General features: G+C 59.3%; 10 protein-coding genes and 6 pseudogenes. 13 read left to right on the forward strand and 3 right to left on the reverse strand.

The genetic code is table 11. The features are described from left to right. The first annotated feature begins 530 nt into the window (after positions 1-530). The 4 genes and pseudogenes from NLM27_RS42220 to NLM27_RS42240 all read left to right on the forward strand — a co-directional run bounded on the left by NLM27_RS42220 (position 531) and on the right by NLM27_RS42240 (position 4,734). The gene (locus tag NLM27_RS42220; RefSeq protein ID WP_254149432.1) at positions 531-1,262 is read left to right on the forward strand and encodes a phosphotransferase enzyme family protein; all 732 of its coding nucleotides are present in this window, start codon (positions 531-533) and stop codon (positions 1,260-1,262) included. 147 nt (positions 1,263-1,409) lie between these two features. Continuing rightward, a pseudogene (locus tag NLM27_RS42225) lies at positions 1,410-1,871 on the forward strand (IS5 family transposase); the annotation flags it as partial. 238 nt (positions 1,872-2,109) lie between these two features. After that, a pseudogene (locus tag NLM27_RS42235) lies at positions 2,110-2,738 on the forward strand (outer membrane protein); the annotation flags it as partial. 1,498 nt (positions 2,739-4,236) lie between these two features. Continuing rightward, complete coding sequence (locus NLM27_RS42240; RefSeq protein WP_254149244.1) at positions 4,237-4,734, forward strand: ferritin-like domain-containing protein; 498 nt, start codon at positions 4,237-4,239, stop codon at positions 4,732-4,734. 449 nt (positions 4,735-5,183) lie between these two features. Here NLM27_RS42240 and NLM27_RS42245 read toward each other — a convergent pair whose 3' ends face one another. Then, positions 5,184-5,477 (reverse strand): hypothetical protein, encoded by a 294-nt coding sequence (locus tag NLM27_RS42245; protein ID WP_254149245.1) that lies wholly within the window; start codon positions 5,475-5,477, stop codon positions 5,184-5,186. 75 nt (positions 5,478-5,552) lie between these two features. Here NLM27_RS42245 and NLM27_RS42250 point away from each other — a divergent pair. Beyond that, a pseudogene (locus NLM27_RS42250) lies at positions 5,553-5,906 on the forward strand (SIR2 family protein); the annotation flags it as partial. 244 nt (positions 5,907-6,150) lie between these two features. Here the strand turns inward: NLM27_RS42250 and NLM27_RS42255 are convergent. Beyond that, positions 6,151-6,360 carry a hypothetical protein gene (locus NLM27_RS42255; RefSeq protein ID WP_254149246.1) on the reverse strand — a complete coding sequence of 70 codons (210 nt, stop codon included), beginning with the start codon at positions 6,358-6,360 and terminating at the stop codon, positions 6,151-6,153. Positions 6,361-7,503: 1,143 nt separating this feature from the next. Here NLM27_RS42255 and NLM27_RS42260 point away from each other — a divergent pair. Next, a pseudogene (locus tag NLM27_RS42260) lies at positions 7,504-8,700 on the forward strand (NADH-quinone oxidoreductase subunit D). Between the two features lie 157 nt (positions 8,701-8,857). Beyond that, positions 8,858-9,100: pseudogene (locus NLM27_RS42265) on the forward strand (hypothetical protein); the annotation flags it as partial. A gap of 315 nt (positions 9,101-9,415) precedes the next feature. On the opposite strand, the pseudogene NLM27_RS43715 reads toward NLM27_RS42265, so the two are convergent. Then, positions 9,416-9,796 (reverse strand): annotated as a pseudogene (locus NLM27_RS43715) (manganese catalase family protein); the annotation flags it as partial. 325 nt (positions 9,797-10,121) lie between these two features. On the opposite strand from NLM27_RS43715, the gene NLM27_RS42270 reads away from it, so the two are divergent. The 6 genes from NLM27_RS42270 (at position 10,122) to NLM27_RS42290 (ending at position 15,864) form a co-directional block, all read left to right on the forward strand. After that, the gene (locus NLM27_RS42270) at positions 10,122-10,361 is read left to right on the forward strand and encodes a hypothetical protein (protein WP_375142362.1); all 240 of its coding nucleotides are present in this window, start codon (positions 10,122-10,124) and stop codon (positions 10,359-10,361) included. Positions 10,362-10,426: 65 nt separating this feature from the next. Further along, positions 10,427-11,254, forward strand: coding sequence for a hypothetical protein (locus tag NLM27_RS42275; protein ID WP_254149247.1), 828 nt, complete (start codon positions 10,427-10,429; stop codon positions 11,252-11,254). Positions 11,255-12,798: 1,544 nt separating this feature from the next. Continuing rightward, complete coding sequence (locus NLM27_RS42280) at positions 12,799-13,020, forward strand: hypothetical protein (RefSeq protein ID WP_254149248.1); 222 nt, start codon at positions 12,799-12,801, stop codon at positions 13,018-13,020. A gap of 744 nt (positions 13,021-13,764) precedes the next feature. Beyond that, positions 13,765-13,947: a hypothetical protein gene (locus tag NLM27_RS42285; protein ID WP_254149249.1), complete on the forward strand. Its 183-nt coding sequence runs from the start codon at positions 13,765-13,767 to the stop codon at positions 13,945-13,947. An 808-nt stretch (positions 13,948-14,755) separates the two neighbouring features. After that, positions 14,756-14,899 (forward strand): hypothetical protein, encoded by a 144-nt coding sequence (locus NLM27_RS44285; protein ID WP_375142352.1) that lies wholly within the window; start codon positions 14,756-14,758, stop codon positions 14,897-14,899. Between the two features lie 806 nt (positions 14,900-15,705). Further along, complete coding sequence (locus NLM27_RS42290) at positions 15,706-15,864, forward strand: hypothetical protein (protein ID WP_254149250.1); 159 nt, start codon at positions 15,706-15,708, stop codon at positions 15,862-15,864. The last annotated feature ends 1,468 nt before the right edge of the window (positions 15,865-17,332 follow it).

The following is a 17,332-nucleotide window of genomic DNA, read 5'->3' on the forward strand; positions in this document are numbered from 1 at the left end:
CCGACGCGGATAATCACATTCTGGATGGAACGGACAGACAGTGGTAGCGCGCGTCGTCAACAAGCGGTAGCGCACTGCTGATCGAAGGTTATCGCATCGACTGACATCAGAGCTTCCAAATCAGAGCGGCACGCGAGTGATAAAGAACGCGCGGCGAGCAACCTCCGCGGGCTGAGAGAGGCGTCTGGTCAATAACAACCCAATGTGGCGGCCGGATAGCGTACAATCTCCGAGTGTCGTCTACTGGTCTCTTAGCGGATCAACCGGCCCTCGAAAACCTCGTTTCAGCTAATGACTACGCTGCGATCGATGTGATTCGCACGGGAAGCCAGCGCGCCGAGTATCGCGGCGCAAATCCAAAAACTTCTAAGCATTGAGCGGCCCCGAGTTCGATGACCGCTAATAGCCTGATTGAAGCGCAATGAATGTCGGCCTCGGGGCCAATAGGTGACATTTAAGGGCCAATAGGGGACATTCACCGAATGTCTTTTGTCAGCCAACTCGACTTAGGAGTACCCCTGATGTCGCCAATGGGATGGGAGGCACTCGGGCAGTGGGGTGAAGACGTAGCTCGCGTCGAGCCACTGGCCGGCGGGGTCGCCAACGATGTGTGGAGCGTGCGCGTTCAAGGGTACCTCGCCGTCGCTCGTCTCGGTGCGAGGAGCGATGCTGATCTCCTGTGGGAGACCGAGCTCCTCAAACAGCTCGACCGTGGAGGTCTGACCGTGCCGGTGCCGATCCCGACGACTGACGGCCGGCTGTTCGCGGACGGTCTGGTGGTGATGACATACGTGGAGGGCGGACCGCCAGAGACGGAGGCCGACTGGCGTCGCGTGGCCGACATGCTCCGCCGGCTGCATCGGTTGACAGCGGGGTGGCCGCAGCGTCCGGGCTGGCGATCGTCGACTGACCTCCTGCACACCGAAACTGGGACGAGGATCAACCTCGGCGCGATGCCACCTGAGGGCGTTGCTCGATGCCGAGCCGCGTGGGCGCGGCTCGTCGGACGCCAGACCTGCGTCGTCCACGGCGACCCCAACCCGCGCAACATCCGCATGACCGCAGATCGGGTCGGGCTGATCGACTGGGACGAGTCGCATGTTGACGTCCCCGATCTCGACCTGGTGCTGCCCCACAACGCCGCCGGTCTCGATGGCGGCGCGCACGACATCGCCGCGCAAGCGTCGGCCGCATGGGAAGCCGCCATCTGCTGGGACGACGCGTTCGCGATCAAGCGGCTTGCCCAAGTTCGAGCGGTCTGAGCAGCTGCAGCAGCTCGACAGCGCCGGGTCCTGGACCGGGCCGGGAGAAATTGCGCTGGGCCCGACCCCCGTGATTCAAAGTCCCAACTGGGGGCTCGAATCATGTGCTACGAACTCGCCGATCATGAATGGACTGCCATTAAGCCGATGCTGCCACTAGCGCGTGGCATTCCTCGGGTCAACGACCGAGGTGTGCTCAATGGCATTTGCTGGGTCTTGCGATCCGGAGCACCCTGGCGTGATCTGCCCGAGCCGTCTGGTCCGTACACTACATGCTACAACCGTTTTGCCCGCTGGCGGAGGGCAGGTGCCTGGGGCCGCATCACGAGGAGCTTGCCGCTGCTCATGATACCGCCGTCGATCGACACCTCCATCGTCCGTGTTCATCAGCATGGAGCCTACATCACAAGGAACCAGCGCCAATCGATGGGACGCCAGCGGCCGCCTGACGAGCAAAATTCATGCGCTGGTCGACAACATGGTCTGCCGGTACGGCTGGCGCTGAGCCCCGGTCAGGCCCATAACGTTCGACTTGCCGGAAAACTGCTGTCTCGTCTGAAATCCGGGTCAATGCTGCTTGCCGACCGTGGCTATGACGCGGACTGGATCAGGGAGCTTGCCATGAAGAAGGGCGCGTGGGCTAACATCCCGCCGAAAAGCAACGGCAGCGATCCAATCTGTTTCAGCCCCTATTTTACCGCGCTCGCGACCGGGTCGAGCGGTTCTTCAACAGGATCAAACAATGTCGTCGGGTGGCAACGCGCTACGACAGGCTTGCTGCCAACTATCTTGCGTTCGCTCAGCTCGCGTCAATCAGGCTATGGCTCCACCTTAATGAGTCCGCGTCCTGGCCGCCCGGCCGTACACCAGGCTCCGCCGATGTTCGCCACCATCTACGACTGGAGTGGCTTCTACATCGGCATCAACGGTGGCTGGGGCTCTTCCCGTACTTGCGCAGACATCGTGGCGGTCGGGGTTGTACCGGGCGTGCCAGCTGCGGCTGAGGGGTGCCACGACGCGACCGGGGGCACGGTTGGTGGCCATCGGTTATCGCTGGCAATCAGCCAACTGGGTCTTCGGCGTTGAAGGCCAAGGCAACTGGGCCGATTTCACCAGCCACGCTTAACGAAAATCGCACCCGCACCGACTCGTTTGGTTTGATCACCGGCCAAGTGGGTTATGCTTGGAACAATGTCCTCCTCTACGTCAAGGGCGGTGCGGCGGTAGTTGGCAATCGCTTCGACACCCCATATTGGGCCTGGCTTTGTTGGTGCCGGTACGCTTCTGGCTTCAGCACGTGACACTCGCTGGGGAGGTACGGTCGGTGCTGGCATCGAGTTTGGCTTCGCTCCGAATTGGTCCGTTGGCTTCGCTATCGATATCTTCCTGGACCACCATGATAGCGTTTTCACCGTGCCGGGTGGAGGTGTTTTCGGAACCGCTCGTATCGGACAGGATGTCGACCTAGCTCTATGAACTACCGTTTTGGTGATTTAGTGGTCCGCTCGTCGCGAAGTACTGAGCCATTAAGAGAACAAGGACCGGCTCAAAGAGCCGGCCTTATTGTTGGGGACCTCTAAATGGCGAAATCCGACAGGCTGGTTATCCCTTCCAAGCTGCGGCTGAGCTAAATCAAGCATTCGCCTCGGCTGACCCTCATGCAATTTGCAAGCAATCGGGCAAGCTCTTAAAAATTTCAAGGTTGCGGAGATCTCCGAGGAAGCGGGACTGCAGCGTAGAAGTATCTGCCGAGCGTTCGCCAGCGGACGGCTTCCGAATTTACAACGGTCACTCTGCGTCCTCACGGCTACGGGCCTTAGAGCTCAGGGTTGCCTCACGCGCGGGCGCCAAGATTAGCCGTCGATTGCCAAGCGGCCGTTCGCGCGACCATTAACAAGCGAGCGCGCTCTCAGCAACGCAGCTTGACCGTCGCTGACGGGATCCCGCCGACGGCGGAGCCGGCGGTTTGCTTTGGTCGCCTGCAAAATGCGAAGGCCGCAGCAGGGCACCGCTGCGGCCTAGCATTCTCGAAAAAATCCGGGTGAAAATATCTAAGTGAAATATCTAGCCAGCCCCGGTCCGGTGAGTCTAACTGCACAAGTCTTGCTTGCCGGCGATAGAGAGGCATAAATGCAGCTTCTCATAGTTGTTATTATCTTGCTGGGCGACCTTGTCGGTCGCCGTCGTGCAAAGCTCTGGAGGGAGTTCAGGTGGTTCGTCATCCGGCGGCGGTGCGAACTCAACTGGTACAAGCGGCGGAGGTGGCTCGATGCTATCGAATGGGACCACACTCAGCGGAACGGCGGCTCGCCTGCCCCAACACGTCCAATGCTAAAAGCCACGGAACGACGTGTGAGAAACTCGGCGCAACTAATCCCGATCAAGCTGTGGGGATCTCGGCCCACGTACAATACGCCAGCTGCAGACGGGGCCGTCCAGCAGCTCGGAAACACCAACACGGGCATCCTGAAGAAGTAACGCCGGGTGATAGTGCGCAACGAGGGAGGTCGGCTGTTGGCCCTCATGACGACTTGCCTAGGAGCATCGCCAGTGCCGTTTTAAAGTGTGACAGAACCTATCTCAGATCCCGAACTTTACATGCGAAAACGGTCCCGCGAGCACCGCGCCGACGACGTTGGCACAAACAAAACCCAGTCGCTCCGAATGAAGCCGTAGACGATCCAAAGGATCAGCCTGCCGTAAGGGCCGTCAGCATTCCCAACGAGAGGTCTCGGGTCGATCCGTATGGCCAGGCGTTCTGGAGTTGAGGGATCTAGGACTGGGACGCGAGGATGGCGGCGAGTCCACCGAGATAACGTGCAATTCGGGTCATTGCCGGGCTTTCCAAGAGACCGGCGACCGGCACCGGTCCTGACGGTTCCCAAATGACGCGCTTTCCAGCTGAAGCCGCTCGGAGGAACCACTCAACTTTCCTTCGGTTGTCCGCCCATCAACACGCATCGAGGAGAGACAAATGGCACAGACGGCGCGAGACATTTTTGTGGTGGGATTGAGGAACGCCCACGCGATGGAAACGCAGGCGCGCGAGCTCATGGAGCGGCAGTCGGAACGGCTGGACGACTACCCCGAGGTGAAGGCGAAGGTCGCCGCTCATCTTGAGGAGACGAACGCCCAGTTGCGGCGGCTTGAGCAATGCCTCGACGCTTGTGGCGAGAGTTCGTCTGCCCTCAAGGATACGACGCAGTCGATCGCAGCGAATGCGATGGCGATGGCACATTCCATGGCGGGCGACGAAATTCTAAAGAACACCTTCGCGAACAATGCCTTCGAACATTTCGAAATCGCTGCCTACAAGTCGCTCCTGGCGCTCTGCTCGGCTGCTGGAATGGAATCATCGCGTGCCCTGTTGAAGGCTTCGCTGGAGGAGGAGGAGCGCATGGCCGCATGGATCGACACGAACGTCGAGAAAGTGACCATGGAATATGTTGAGCACGAACGGCAGGCAGCCTAGCATTTATAACGGGCGCGCTAATCGAAGCAGTAAAGTGGCGAGCCCGCCTTTGACATACCCAGCGATTGTGGGGAGGGCTGCAAGCCGCCGTAGCCCTCCATGCGGACACACGTCTCCGCCTCGCTCCGCCGGCCTTTCGGATCAGAACCACCAGGCTTCGGTGATAGCCGTGTCGTCCCACGGGGTAGCGCGGCGTACATCGTCCGCGCACCGTTCATAGAGTCACCGCGACCTGTCTGATGCCCGATGTGCCGGTACATCTTTTGAATTGTATCAGTCGGACTAGTGAGCACGAAGGCGCCTGTCGGATGGAAGATCCTCGTGCTTCGCCGCGCCAGTTCGGTGCGCAACTCGGTCCGATCATACTGTGCCTGCCAACAACTGCCGATCGGAGCTGCTTTTCAGCTCGCGGCCCCTCGCGGTGAAGTTCCCGGCTTCTGTCGAAGTCCCTAGCCATTCGTAACATCTCCAATCGCCTCGCGCGGCGATCGGCCGAATTTCCTCAAGCTACGAAAATATTCAAGCTGAAGATGCGCCGATGTGCCGCGCCTCGGGATCGTCTTCAGGTGCTGGATATCGTCTTCGATGCCGAGATGGGCGATGTCGGGAGCCAGCATGGCGATCACCGCCTCGAGCCAGCTGCGAAATGAAATCGGCTCGAACGTTACCAGATCGATATACGTCCCGTCGGTTCCATAGCGTTGGGCTCGCCAGCGGTTCTCCTCAATCAGCGCGCGGTGCACGGCCGAATGGGTGGCGTTCAGGCCCCGATGGTGTACGACATACCGGACCAATGCCCGAAACAGAGCTGCGATTGCGATGTCCTGAAGAGGCCTTATGCAAAGGTCAGCAACGCGAAGGAGATTGCGGGCGCTGGCGCCGGCGTCACGCACATCATCAAAATCCACGGCGACTTCGACGATGATGCCTCGCTCGTTCTGACCGAGACTGACTTTCTCAACCGGCTCGCCTTCGATTCTCCGCTCGACATCCGCTTTCGCGCCGATGCCCTGGGAAGCACGCTGCTCTTCGTCAGCATGTCTGATCCGAACATACGGCTGCTGCTGCACCGGATCTGGCAGATCTGGGATGGATCCGGGCATCGTCAGGACCGGCCGAAATCCTTCGTGTTCGTCGCCCAACGCAATCCGGTGCAGGCACCATTACTCCGACGGATGGCATAACCTTAGATGATGGCCTCAGCCGGTTTCTTCTGGACATCCGGACAGCATCTTAACCGGCAGCGTTAGGGCCAGTTCGCTTGCCGAGGTGCAACATGCGTTATCGCCGCACACTGCAGCTCCTATTTCGGGTGGGAGCAAGGCTTGCGGCATGCTGTATGTCCAGAGAGCCGGGCTACCAGCGTTGTGCCATGGCGGGCTCCGATAGGTTGAAGGATTTTTCGGGACCGGCTTCCTAGCGGCTTGGCCGGTAGCTGAGGCGATAGATCTGATCGTCGCGACTAAGGTCTAGAAGCTCGGCGCAGAGCCGGCGCGCTTCCAGGGCGTGGCCAAGGCGCCGGAAGGTTTGGTTGCCGAAGGTCAGGTCGCACTTGCGCTCAGCGGCGGCTTCGTTTGGGGTGGGTAGCGTGGGGAAGCGTACCAAGGCTTTGATGCCGGGGCTCATTAAACCCCCACGCTAGCGGCTCTGAGGATAACGCTCCTTCGGGTGGTCAAATGGATTAGCGAGATTAAGTATGACGGCTACCGCGCGCAGGTTCATAGGCCGCGGCGCCGCGTTCACCCGCAACAGCCACGACTGAACGCGGCGGTTTTCGCACATTGCCCCGGCGAACGACCTCGACCGGCCGCGCGCAGCTCCCGCGAATCGCGCTCTGGAGGAGCGTGCCCTTTTGAAGCGAGGCCCGTCGGGTTTACCCCGCCGGGCCTGTGGTATGTGGCGCGCTACCTACCGGTCGGGTCATCGCCTCTGCCTGGCCGGATAGCACCCTTCTGCAGTCCGCCGGCTGAACTACTGCCGGTGCCGGACGATGCTCCTGTCCCGGTACCTGACGTTCCGCCTGAGGTGCCCGCGCCCGTTCCCGCAGATCCGCCGATTCCGCCGGGGCCAGCTCCATTCCCTGCACTGGCACCCGTACCAGCGCCGGCTCCCGTTCCCCCGCCACCGATTCCGCCGGGGCCAGCTCCATTCCCTGAACTGGCACCCGTACCAGCTCCAGCTCCGGCGCCACCCGCTCCGGCGCCACCTGCTCCGCCAGCTCCGCCCGCGCCTTGGGCATAAGCAAACCCCACGGATCCGCCTGCCAGCAGCGCGCACGTCAGCAATGATAAGACTGTCTTTCGCATATGAAGGCTCCTATTTGTGTTTTGTGTTGGGCTAACCGAGCCTGCAAAAGGACGTTCCTAGAGACACCGAGCGGCGTCGTAGCGTCGCCTAGGTCTCGGGCTCGGCAACGTCCTGCGACGAACTTGGTCATTGACCCCGATGCGGTCACCATGCATTGACCGCGTCCGGCGAACTGCCAATTGCCCATACCTCAAGTCCGGCCATTGAGGCAGTAGCGCTCGTGGGTGACTGCAAAGGTCGAATAGCCACGGTTCGCCACAACACAGGCGCGGCAAATATCAGGAAGCGCTGCTTCATTGGAAGTTCCAGTTTCGGCGTTGAAGCACGCCGAGTGAGGCTGCGTTCCAAACGCGCGCCCAGCACGTGAATCTCAGGAATCCACACGCGCGATTAACCTGTGTGAAGCCACTCGCGTTGGATCGCGGCTAGGGTCACCGCTGCGACGTTTCGATCGAAAGTAGGATGCCCGAACAGTCTTCGCGCCTTAGAAACTTTACCATCAATTTCGGCCCTCAGCATCCCGCGGCCCATGGCGTCCTGCGGCTCGTGCTCGAGCTTGACGGCGAAGTCGTCGCGCGCGTTGATCCCCATATCGGACTGCTGCATCGGGGCACCGAGAAGCTGATTGAGGCCAAGACCTACCTCCAGGCCATTCCGTATTTCGATCGACTCGACTACGTCGCCCCCCTGACGCAGGAGCATGCTTTCTGCCTTGCGATCGAAAGACTGATCGGCCTCGAAGTGCCGCGGCGCGGACAGCTGATCAGGGTGCTCTATCATGAGATCAGCCGGATCCTGTCACACCTCCTGAACGTCACGACGCAAGCTATGGACGTTGGTGCCCTGACCCCGCCGCTATGGGGCTTCGAGGAGCGCGAGAAGCTCATGGTGTTTTACGAGCGTGCATCCGGCAGCCGAATGCATGCGAACTACTACCGGCCCGGCGGCGTGCATCAGGATCTTCCGCACAAGCTGATCGATGATATCGAGGCCTGGTGCGATCCATTCCTACGCGTAGTCGATGACCTCGACCGGCTGCTTTCGCCCAATCGGATCTTCAAGGCGCGCAACGTGGATATCGGCAGGGTGACACTCGAGTAGGCCTGGGCGTGGGGCTTTTCCGGCGTCATGGTGCGCGGCTCCGGAGCGGCCTGGGACCTGCGGAAGGCGCAGCCTTACGATTGCTATGACGAGATGGACTTCGATATCCCGATCGGCAGGAACGGCGATTGCTATGACCGCTATCACATTCGCATGGAGGAGATGCGGCAGTCAGTCCCCATCATGAAGGAGTGCATCGAGAAGCTGAAGTCCCCGGACGGAAGACGTCCCGTTCTCGTGCAGGATAATAAAGTCGCGCCGCCCAGGCGCGGAGAGATGAAGCGATCGATGGAGGCACTGATCCATCATTTCAAGCTCTACACCGAAGGATTTCATGTTCCGGCAGGCGAGATCTACGTCGCGGTCGAGGCTCCGAAAGGCGAGTTCGGCGTGTTTCTCGTGTCAGACGGGACCAACAAGGCCTACAAGTGCAAGATCCGCTCGCCGGGACTTGCCCATCTCCAGGCAATGGACTTCCTTTGCAAGGGGCATTTGCTTGCCGACGTGTCAGCGATTCTGGGCTCGCTGGACATCGTGTTCGGTGAGGTCGATCGCTGAGCGCTCGTCGAGACCATGGTCTAGTCGGATTGGGTGTGTCGGGACGTCCAACCCTCGGGTCAAGCCCGATTCGAAGCACCCGATTGCCGCCTCGGCCCTTTAAGTCGTTGATTCATTAGCACCTGTTATCACGCTTGGCGCTGTTTTCGCCTTCTTAGTGGGTAGTGTGGTCTCGCATCAACGCCTCAGTCCGGCGAAAAAGCGCGCCATTCTCGCCTGATGGGCATCCGATGCATCCGCGAGTGCATCCTGTCCTTGGCTACGCGCGCCGGCCGGGCTGAAGGCGCCCGTCTCCATCGATGAGATCCTAGAGGCATTGTGCGCTCTTGATGGGGCGCCGCGGCACCCGTCGGGCGGCAAGCCGATGCATCTTCGGTCGGTGGATCGCCGCGCCGCGGCCAAGCAGTCCGGGTTTAGGAACGTCTCCTGCTGCGACCTGTTTTCGAGCAAGTCACGGGAGAACAATATGGTTCAAAACAATAATGACAGACACAGGTCACGGCAGAACAGCGCGGTTGGTTGGATGGTCGGTGCTATCTTCGTCATAGCGGTGGTCGCGGCCGTCTTCTTCTACAACGGCCGAGATGTCGGTCATCAGGCCACCACCACGGACCCGACCAACGCCCCGAGCGTCACAACCGGCTCGAGTTCATCCAATAACTGATTGCGCGCTTGCAATGACGGGCCGCCCGTTAGGGCGGCCCGTTTGCTGGCCTCAACCCAGCGGATTCGTCCCGGGCGGCTCGTTCATCTGCTTCATCTGCTCGCCGCTGTCGGGACGTGCGGGGCCGAGGACAGGCTCCTGGCCCAGTCGCTCGAAGCCCCCGCGGAAGGGGAAGGCCCCCCTGCCGTCGCGTGAAGCGCCTTCGCAACAGCGCAGGTTTGCAGAGAGTCGCCGCCGCGCTCGGTGCCCATGAACATGTAGCTGAACTCGGTCGCTTCTTTGCTGCGGCGAAGCTGTTCGGATGGGCAGCGATCCCTCGGCTCCATCTCGTCGATCACCGAGCCATTGCTGCTGATGCATGGTATCGCGTGCGATAAGGTAGCTCAGCATGTCCTGCATGCCCGGATCGCTCGTGGAATTGTAGAGGCAGACGGCGAGCGTCCGCCGTGGATTCGGCCACTCACTGGTACGGCTGTGCTAAGTGCCTAAAGAACATGATGTCGGCCGCGAGAACCTTAGCTGGCCGAATGTTGCCGTGACATGGGAGGTTACGCGCCTTGGCATACCGCTGCCGCTGGGCGGTTTGTCCTTCGGCATTTTACATTGAACGTAACGCTGTCTGTTCTAGAGGAGCCATGTGTATGTAAATGGCATTAGTTCCTTTGAGAGTAGGGTAGGCTAACTGCCCGCCGCTGGCGTCCAGGCTATCGGCGGGCGTGTTATTAGTTGCGTAGTGACAAAGCTTACCAAGGCGTTGATGCCGAGTTCATTAAACCTCGGCTGGCGGCCCCTGAAGGACAGCGCTCCTTCAGGTGCTCAGTGGATTCACGGGATCAAATACGACGGCTACCGGGTTCAAGTGCATGTAGATCGCGGTGCTACAAAAATCTTCACTCGAAATGGGCACGATTGGACCCCACCGCTTTTCGCACATCGCCGTCTCCTCCAGGTTGCGCAGCCAGACGATGTTCAACGGCGAGGTTGCCGTGGTTCATGAGTGCCGAGCCAACTTCTCGGAGCTGCAAGTAGATCTTGCGAAGGCCGTCAGGAATCGAATGCTGTTTGTTCGACATCCTTCAACACAACGGAGAGGACCTCCGCGGCAAACCCCAGCTACATCGCAAGGAACGTTTGATAGAGCTGATCGATCTGCTCGATCCGCCGAGCCTCTACAGCGATCATCATGATGGTGACGGACAGGCGATGTTCGAGGCGGACGCAAGACGATCTACGAGGGCATCGTGTCGAAACGGGCGGATGCTCCATACCGCTCGGACCGCAATGAAGCCTGGCTCAAGATCAAAGCCATCCAGCGCGGGAAATTGCCGGTGGTCGGTTATCAAAGACCCCACGGGTGTAGCGGCCCTCTATCTTGGAAATCAGGAAGGGAAGGACCTCGTCTACATGAGCAAGGTCGGGACCGGCTGGAGTCGGACAACCTCAAGCCAGATCCGCAAGGCGCTCGATACCTTGGTGAGCCCGAAACAGAAGCTGACCAAGGCCATCAGAAAGCTGAAGGCGACCTGGGAGGAGCCGAAGTTCTTTGCCGAGTCGAGTACCGGACATCACCTCGGAAGGCCTGCTGCGCGCCAGCTCGTTCAAGGAACTCTCCAAAAGGAACGCGCCGATCCTAGCCGCGTTTCTCTCGGTCGAGCGGAGTACCGGCCGTGGATCCGGAAAAGCGCATTGCAAGGGCTGGACTGCTTCGACGAAGCCGTCGTGCAGGCGATCGAGGAAATGAAAATGGAAAAGCCCACCCCAGAACAACTAGCCGAGCTCAAGAGGCTTAGCGCAATAGCACGGGTGCCGGATGAATCGGAGATCGTCACCTCGAAGGAGGCGGCGGAAATCCGAATCCGCGACCTGAAGGACAAGGCGAGGATGGAATGATGCCTGACAAACCGATCACTGGAGTCGAGTCCGAGCGCTCCGAAGAGGATATCCAACGCGAAGAGCTCGGTCCCCGCGGTGTCCCTGGCAAAGAAAGTGCGGCGAAGATGGCCGCTCAGCGAGAGAAGAAGACGCCGAGGGATGTTGATCCTGGACATCCCGCATCAACGACCAAGCCATCGACTGGAGACCTCATTGGGCCTCGATATATCGCGAGTACGGCGTGGAATGGGATGAAGGCGTTGTAGCCTGGGATGATCTATTGCTCGGCGGATGGGCTCCTATCAACCATAGGCATCCCTGCGGCCATGATCGACGCGACCTTTGAAGATACGTCAAGCAAGCGCAGGACTGCCTGGAGCAGGCCGAGAGGGCAACTTGGGACACCGACAAGGAAGCTTGGCTGAAGGTCGCGGAGGAGTGGATGGAGATGGCGCGAAAGGCCCGGAGGCAAGCCTCCTAAGAGCATTGACAGGCGAGGCATCAAATCGTTCACGGTCTATCCGCTGGATACATGTCACGAAGAGAGCCCGCGAGCTTAGACCATCGGCAGACCAGCCGCCGCTCTCGCGCTCCCGACGCTCAAGTTTCAGCTGCCTCTTAGATGAGAACGGAGTGCCGAACTCCCGCGCCTCAAGCCGCACTGAATCTGCCGAACGCTTGAGAGCAATCGCCGCCCGCATCAAGGACACGCCTCTTTGAACCGCCGACGCGTTTTCCGCATTCCTATACTCCCTGAATAGGAATGCTGACTTGCGGCGGGGGCATGTCTCAACCAGCTGTTAATTTGGGTTGCAGAGTGCAATGGGGGTTGAGGGACACTGCTAAGGGTCGATTGTTCGGACGGGACCGTGATGCTGGTATAGCGCACGCGCGGCGCTTGCTTCTTCGACTTGAAGTCGGAGCTGTTCGAGTTCGGCTAGTTGGGAGGAGAGATCGTTTAAGCGTTGAGCAAGAAGGATCGTATGAAAGTTCTGGAGTTGGAGAGCCAAGTCTAAACGAGGCGACGGATGCACCCTCATTAAAGCATGTGAACCGTATCGACGATTTTGCGTCGTTCTGCATTCAACTCTCTCATCCGCTGGATGCGTTGGTCACGTATATTGCTGGGACTGGCTCTTGCAGGTGCCTTCGGATTTAACCATGCGTCGGAAAAATGGGCTGTCGGCGAGTGGGTTAATGCCGCTACTGGTCTCCTCGTTCGGCTCGCCATGCCTGCTCGATCGCCGGCTGAGATCGCAGTACCCCTGGCCGGTTGAAGTGTGGATCTCGGAGATCGAGCGTTTTCCTCGAATAGGAACCGTCACGGCCTTTGTTTGGTCTGCATGCGTTTTTAGACGCACCCGGCTTTCCTACTTTGTTAGCGCGAGCGGCCCCAGCCCTGGGTCCTTCGCCTTGGCCTGGGGCCGTTTCTCTGGTGCAAGCGGCCCGGCTCCAGGCCTGCCGTCCCAGTCGTTTAGTTTTTAAGGTGCAAGGCCCGCTTCCGTGCTCTTCGTCCATGGCTTCGCTCAGGAACGTTCATGAGGTCGCGCGCTTGTGGAGCAATGACCAACTCCGTCCTTCTCATTCCCGGCATGCTCAAGCCGCTACGACTGGCTCGCGTCTATGGCTTTTTGGTCCAACGCGGAGGCGGCCTCTATCACCCGGGCGGCAACCAACCAGCGTGCTCACTCGGATTGGCGCAGAAGATGGTTGAGGGCGGCTGGCTAGAGAAGCACGGGCAGCGCTATGAGCCGACTGAAAAGGGTCTGAAGGCAGCGGAATGATCTCGCAAGCGTAACAAACCTGCGCATGGCGCTTCCACGGGAACGATTAGGGAGCGGCGTCGAAAAGATCAATGACACAGCCCCACCGCCGAAAGCAGACCAGAAAGTGCGCTCCCTCAGGCCAGTCGTTCGCTTCCGTTAAGGCAGCGAGCGGTCGCTCGCCATCGCTTCCTCCGAGGAACCCCCGCCGAGATCAGGGCGAGACCGATGTCGGCCAGTTGACGGGAAAGAAGGGTGATCCCGAGCCGCCGCGCGTTCTCCGAAATGCCGGAGATCCCATTGGCTGCATGACCAATACCCAAGGCCATCGATTCGACCATTTAAGCAGGCTTGATCGCTCCGGCTGTCGGGGCGTGGCCTGAAGCCGGTGCCGCTTCAGGTCATCGCAGTCACGATAGCGGCGAGAACTCACTCAGATGCTCTGGCGGTACGTGGGTGGAGCGGAGCTGCGGCGGGCCACGCCGAAGAGCGGCCCAGGCGCCGAGTTCAAAAAGGAGCGACGAATATGCCTGGCTGGCGGCTGTCTCACTAGTCTCAAAATTGAACGCTGCCGAGCTCGAAATACGTGTCATGGTAGCGTTCCAGTTCGAACTGACCACTGAAACTACAGTTGGCACTAGCCGAGCAATGGCTGTTCCACAGGTTTGTGACAGCGACGGGAGTCGGATTTGCCCTTAGTTCGACGGACCGAAGTTTCCGTTCAGGCGTAAAAGCCAGACCAGCAACAGGGTCATGGAAGCGGACATGACGCCCATGAAGATTTCTGTCTTTCGGCCGAATAGCTTGTCCGAGAGGAAAGCTATCGAGGAAGCCCGCCGCGTCATCGCTGAATCAACGAGGGTGCTCGAAATTCATCCGTTGCCAGAAACCTTCCTGGGCCGCCAAACCCACCGACCCATTCCCTTGCTTGGCGATCAAGAGAATTAGATTTGTAACTGGCTCGTTTTGATTCTCGGCGCAGGGTGGTTCGGCCGGAGACGACGCTGGATGAAAGGATCGCTCAGCACAGCGCCATGTTGAGCGCCCGGCTAATCGTTGAGCGCCAGCGGGCTATCGTTGTCCGCCACGGGATGCCAGCCTTAATCGAGCTTCTAAGACTGTTCGAGCACACAGCAGACATTCGAGCTGGACCTGATTGATTTGCTCAAGAGGATGTAGGGCCGCCTCAGGTGCTGGGCCGGCTAGCTGAATCCGAGGGGTCCTAGTTCCATCTCAATGTAGCTGGTGCCGTTTGCGATTTATCTGCAATGTTTATAGGTGGCGCACTGTGACCAAGCGCCGCCGCAGAGTGAAGCAGACCCGCTCTCTTGAAGAACGAATGCCCGAACAGCCACGAACCTCAAAGAATAAGCTAGTCAGTTGCCCGCTGGGGCAGAACGCGAAGACTTACTTAAGCGAGGCGGGATTGCCGAGGCCGGCGCGCACTCAAGCGGGCCGGTGCGCTCGCCCGGCCTGCAGCTGCCCAAATAGAAAACTTAGATGAAGCTCAGCATCGAGTCGCGGCCGCCGAACGGATAATAGGGGCGACTGTATTTAGGACCTCGCCTATCGCGAGGTGATTCCATACTGGGAATGATCTTGATAATGTCCGGCATTGGGACGGTGCTGATCTCTACCATAGCTATCTTGTTCGAGTGGCACGCGCTGGTTGGCTACTGGCGCGCCTCAAGAGGCAGCCACCGTTGGGACCGAAATCAACATGCGTAATTGATCGATCATGTAGTTAGGCTGATCGATGACTCGGTATAATTTCGATCTGGTGGATCAAGACGGCCTTGTGATCGACGAGGAGGGTTTAGAGTTGTCCGACATGGAGCGGGTTGAGCACGAAGCAACTCGCGCCATGGCGGACGCAGCCCGCGAGAGCTTGGACCGATAGATCACTCCGGGAGAAGCGACAATTGAGGTTCGCGATGACGCTGAACCAGTAATGCGGGCGCGGTTCGTGGTCCCGATAGAGCGCCTTAAGGAGCAGTAAGGCCGCCTCCGTTGGCTTGACTAGCCTTACTTAACGTCCCAGAGGGCTAATCTAATTTTTGCGGTGGTCTGTTTTGCTCTAGCGTGGCTTAGGGACCGCGCTATGCAGCTGCGCCACCTAGGAGAAGCCGAGCGGCACATCGCCCAAGGCGAGCAGCACATTCCAGAGCAGGAAGATCGGATCGCGTTTCAGCCGTCTTGGGGCAGAGACATTCGAAGCTCAGAAGCGTCTAAACAACTTCTTCGTCAGCCAGATGCTGCACCTACAGCACCGCGAACGAATCCTAAAAGAGCTAAAAGAGTAAGACGACCTGGCACTGTCCGTATATAACACCAGTGTGTTAGCCTAGATTTGGAAATGTGCTAATTTCTGTAGCAACCCATGTGACCCGGCGCGGTTGCCACCTCATGTCACCCAAGGTGGATGAATACCGTCGCAGAGCGCGAGAAGCCGAGGCGATGGCCGACGCCGTTAGCGACCAAGTAGCCAAGGAAACGCTCCTTGAGGTCGCTGAGCGCTGGCAGAAGCTTGCCAATCAGGCCCAAAGGAATGGCTGGTAAGGTTGCCTCAGTTGGTTCCGGAATTCAAGTTAGCAACTTGTCCGCGAATAGTTCATTGTCCCAGCATCACCGGCCGAGGCTCTGCCCGTAGGCGTCGGTGGCTGAGAGACCGATTGTGCTCCCGCCTGCGTGACAGGGAGCATGGCCATGCCGGTCTATCGTCCGAGCCCTATTGATCACGAGCAAGCCGAGCAGATGCGTGAGATCGCCGAGAAGGCGCGGCAGCTTCTACGGCAGGCGGCGCCTGACACTTTCCTCGGTCGTAAGACGTGCGAGCCGCCGCCCAAGTTGGACCACCAGGAGTAAGGCAGCATCACTTGGCGGCCTCTCGTACGGGCAGGCAGCCTTGTGCTGACTTCCCGGAACGTTGGCCTGATTTGATTTGCGAGTGGCTAAAATCACTTAGCGAACTTATTAACATATGATAAATCGTGGCCTTTTCAGAGAGGCGACTGCCATGTGCGCAAGATGCACGCAGCTGGATGAAAAGCTCCAGCACTACCGAGAACTCGCCGACCGCGTGAATGATAAGCTGACCCGCGATGCCGTTGACAGCTTAGCTAAGCAGTTCGCGTCTCAGAAACTGGCGCTGCATACGGCGTCCAAAGAGTAGGACCTCTGGCGTACCGTGCGTCCGGAAGGTTTGTACCTTGTGACCACTAATAGTCATGAGCGGACCAATTACGAGATTCGCGTCATGGGTATCGAGCGCACCTTTACACCCAGGTACTTTCCGCAATCGCGAGGAAGAGTTTCGAGCCAAAGCGGGACAACTGCGATCATAGTGAGACGAAGCAATCGCTGCGGGACGTCGCCAGGAGCTATGACCAACTAGCCCGGCGAGCTCGGCCTCTCGAATGGCCTCTTGGGCATGCTCACGGGCTCCTTGGGCGTGGATCTTCGCGCTCATGATCCGGCCGCTCCATTGCCTTCTTGCGACTTCTTGCCCATGGCGGACAGATTCCGCGGAGAGCGCTATGAGGCAAGCCGCTAGGTTTTGAGGTGCATCCGATGCCGCACACCTCACCTCGGTCAAGCGCGACACTGGGCCTATACGCGCAACAATCGCGTGGACTAACAGTAGAGCCCCACCGAGCCCGCTTAAGCGTTTCCTGCACGCGCCGTGATGACGGTTGCAAAGGCTGCGTGAAGTAGTTCACAAGCGGCAGATAACACCGAGAGTAACGTACGCGCTTCCACTGGAGGAGAGCGCAATGAAGTGGAGCTCGACAACCTGTCGAATGCTCGCGCTGACGGCCGTTGTTCTGGTGGCCGCTGGTATGGCCATCAGTACTCCTCGTGGAGTCTATGAACCAATGTTGGGATCCGATTGGCAATGCAGCCGGACCATGCTGCTGGTGACTACCTGTGCTCACTCCAGCATTGCATCGCAACAGACGCGGACACCAGGCAAAGCTCGTACGATCTAGAAGCGGGAGCACGTTCACATATGGCGGACTACGAGCGGGCACGAACCCATAGCTTGTTTCGTCGATGAACAGGCCGAGCGGCATATTGCCGTAGGCGAACGGCATGCTCCTGCCGGCCAGAAAACATCATCAGAGTTCGTAAGGGCGGGCGGGATGTGTTGCTCAAGCCCAGCGGCTGCTCGAACCTTCATCGCGAGCCAAGATCAGCATCAAGGTTACAGCAGCCTGGTCAGCGAAATAGAGCTGGCCCTGTGCCGGATGGCCGCTCAAGATGGACGTCCCGGAGCCTCAGCAGCACGCCCGGAACGCTAGCGGAGGTAGCTAGCGGCGCTTTTCTTCGAACT

Source organism: Bradyrhizobium sp. CCGB12 (assembly GCF_024199845.1).
GTDB lineage: Bacteria > Pseudomonadota > Alphaproteobacteria > Rhizobiales > Xanthobacteraceae > Bradyrhizobium.

Bases quoted from the DNA above. Each gene is read 5' to 3' on its own strand.
- NLM27_RS42220 (WP_254149432.1), top strand. From the start codon at position 531: ATGGGATGGGAGGCACTCGGGCAGTGGGGTGAAGACGTAGCTCGCGTC.
- NLM27_RS42240 (WP_254149244.1), top strand. From the start codon at position 4,237: ATGGCACAGACGGCGCGAGACATTTTTGTGGTGGGATTGAGGAACGCC.
- NLM27_RS42255 (WP_254149246.1), bottom strand. From the start codon at position 6,360: ATGAGCCCCGGCATCAAAGCCTTGGTACGCTTCCCCACGCTACCCACC.
- NLM27_RS42270 (WP_375142362.1), top strand. From the start codon at position 10,122: ATGCCGAGTTCATTAAACCTCGGCTGGCGGCCCCTGAAGGACAGCGCT.
- NLM27_RS42280 (WP_254149248.1), top strand. From the start codon at position 12,799: ATGACCAACTCCGTCCTTCTCATTCCCGGCATGCTCAAGCCGCTACGA.
- NLM27_RS42285 (WP_254149249.1), top strand. From the start codon at position 13,765: ATGACGCCCATGAAGATTTCTGTCTTTCGGCCGAATAGCTTGTCCGAG.
- NLM27_RS44285 (WP_375142352.1), top strand. From the start codon at position 14,756: ATGACTCGGTATAATTTCGATCTGGTGGATCAAGACGGCCTTGTGATC.
- NLM27_RS42290 (WP_254149250.1), top strand. From the start codon at position 15,706: ATGCCGGTCTATCGTCCGAGCCCTATTGATCACGAGCAAGCCGAGCAG.